Origin of the sequence: Faecousia intestinalis, assembly GCF_040096185.1 — a bacterium.
Taxonomy (GTDB): Bacteria; Bacillota; Clostridia; order Oscillospirales; family Oscillospiraceae; genus JAZOXB01.
The window spans coordinates 1-1,152 of sequence record NZ_JBBMFF010000131.1; the positions used below are offsets into that span (position 1 = coordinate 1).

The following is a 1,152-nucleotide window of genomic DNA, read 5'->3' on the forward strand; positions in this document are numbered from 1 at the left end:
ATGTTAGCAAGCAAGGGACTAAGTGGGCCTCCCTGGGGAGAGCCTTCTTCTGTTTTCACCAGCAGTCCGTTTTCCATCACTCCCGCTTTCAGGTATCTCTTAATGAGTTCAATGACCCGTTTGTCATGGATGTTCTTCCGCAGAAGGTTCATGAGCAATTCATGGTTCAGGGTATCGAAGTATTTGGACAAATCCACAAGTACCGCTTGTGTATAGCCCTGCTCCGCATATTCCTTCACCTTTTGAATCGCCATCTGCGCACTCCTGCCCGGACGATAGCCGTAGCTTAAATCCGAGAACAACGGTTCGTAGATTGGGGTTAGCTGCTGTGCGATTGCCTGCTGGATGATGCGGTCTACGACCGTTGGGATTCCCAACTTTCGTACCCCGCCATCCGGCTTAGGGATTTCCTTCCGGCGCACCGGCTGGGGCTTGTACTTCCCTTGCCGAATTGTTTCCAGAAGTTCTTCCCGGTGTTCTCTCAGCCAAGGCAGCGCATCCTCGACGGTCATTCCGTCGATTCCCGGCGCTCCTTTGTTGGCTTTGACCCGCTTGTAGGCTCTGTTCAGGTTTTCCCTACTTAGAATCCTTTCAAGCAAGTCTGCACCGCCCTGTTCCTTTCCTTCCTGACTGCCAACACTCTGCGCTCCCGCATACCCTTTGTGTTCCGCACTATCTCTTTGTGGGCAGCTCAGGCTTCCCTGATATTCTGCGTTCTTCATGTTGACCTCCTTCCGAAATCTACTAAGGACTAACGATTGTTCAGCCCTTTCCGGATTTTTTTCCGGTACTATGGCCTCTGCTGACTTCTTGCCGTTCGTTGTTACTGCGCATTTTTTTTTGCGTCGGCAAGACCTCCCCGGGTACTCACACATTCTTTCCCTCTTTACCTGCCGCATTTACCGAAAGCGATTCCGTGTAGCTACTGGGCTTTGTTTTGTTATGCAAACTTACCCTCGCTGACGGCCTTATATGCGATTTCTGTTCGTCAGGCCAGAGTTTTGCCCATTGGGAGACCTTTCAACTCCCAAAATCCGGCTTTCTTCAGATTCCACCTCACGATGGACACCCTTGCCTTTGGCTAGCCCTTCCCGCTACCGGGCGGACTCGGGACTTTCACCCTATAGAACGTGCGCTCACCGGGCGCACATA

Annotated in this window: 1 protein-coding gene; it reads right to left on the bottom strand. The window is 52.0% G+C overall.

The features are described from left to right. Positions 1-722, bottom strand: a 722-nt coding sequence (locus tag WMO66_RS02775; protein WP_349134885.1) for a reverse transcriptase domain-containing protein, incomplete at its 3' end; no start/stop codon positions are given. Between the last annotated feature and the right edge of the window lie 430 nt (positions 723-1,152).